We start from the raw sequence: 1,282 nt of genomic DNA on the forward strand, positions 1-1,282 counted from the left end.
TGAAGCGTCCTGGGTTTAGTTCCGCTTCTTTTACGCCCCTGTGTTGATGGGCTGGGTGAGATAGTACTCGGTTTCTACTTCTTGTGGGGTGGCGTAGTCCAATGCTTCGTGAAGCCGCTTAGTGTTCCACCAATGCACCCACCGCAAGGTGGCCAGTTCGACTTCTCCGACCGACGTCCACGGGCCTTGGGCATGAATCAGTTCCGCCTTGTAGAGACCATTGACTGTTTCGGCTAGTGCATTGTCATAAGAATCGCCGACTGTCCCCACACTCGGGCGTATTCCTGCTTCCGCGAGAGCGGTGGAATACTTCAGTGACACGTACTGGCTGCCCCGATCACTGTGGTGAATCAGCTGGTTTCCATGGATTCTCCCTGCAGTCGTTAACGCATGCTCCAAGGCCTCCATGGGTAGCGCATCGGTGCGCATCGTTGAGCGTGTAGCAACACCAACAATCTTTCGACTGTAGACATCCACGACAAACGCGGTGTAGGCGAATCCTGACAGGGTGCGAACGTAGGTAATGTCGGCAACCCACAACCTTCCTGGTGCTTGTGCTCGAAAGTTTCGCTGCACTAGGTCTGGGCGATGATCCGGTTTCTTCGGGCTAGTCGTTGTCACGGGGGTTCGTCCACGTCTGCGGCCGGAAACACCAGCTAGCTTCATCAGTCGTGCAGTCTTGTCGCGGCCGATATGAAAGCCTTCACGGTTCATCGCGTGCCACATTTTGCGGATGCCGTAGACCGAGAAATTCTGCGCATGCACACGTTGTATCTCTGGGATGAGAAGGCTATCGCTTAAGGTCCTTGCACTGGGAACGCGTGTGGTGGCTTTGCGGTAGCCGCGTGAGGTGATGAATCCACGATCTGCTTGTTTAAGGACTCGGCAGATGGCCTCGACCCCAAACTGATCCTTATACGCGTCGATGTAAGAGATCATTTGGTCGTGGGTCGGTCGAGTTCCGCTGCGAAAAAAGCCGAAGCAGTCTTAAGAATCCCGTTTGCTCGCTTCAGCTCACGGTTTTCGCGGCGCAGACGCTTGAGTTCTTCTTCCATTGTTTCGCCACCTGAAGCGCCAGAGTCATCACGTACTGAAGCGCTGTCACGGTACCAAGCCCGCAACGTATGGTGAGACACTCCAAGCAGCTCACCGACCTCCGTGTAGGCACGTTGCAGTGAGCAGGACTCCAGGCGGACCATTTCGATGATCTGATGGACCGCCTTCTCCTTGAACTCAACGGAATACTTTCTAGGCATAGTTCAATCCTTCCTTAGCTGAGGTA

Annotated in this window: 1 protein-coding gene; it reads right to left on the reverse strand. The window is 54.6% G+C overall.

All coding sequences use genetic code 11. The annotated features are described in order from the left end of the window. Positions 1-30: 30 nt before the first annotated feature. A protein-coding gene (locus HMPREF2760_RS02085; protein ID WP_148138837.1) for an IS3 family transposase occupies positions 31-1,256 on the reverse strand; the annotation gives its coding sequence in 2 pieces (ribosomal slippage) (positions 31-977 and positions 977-1,256; 1,227 coding nt in all). Positions 1,257-1,282 lie beyond the last annotated feature (26 nt).

The sequence above is a fragment of the Corynebacterium sp. HMSC065D07 genome, assembly GCF_001810695.1.
Taxonomy (GTDB): Bacteria; Actinomycetota; Actinomycetes; order Mycobacteriales; family Mycobacteriaceae; genus Corynebacterium; species Corynebacterium hesseae.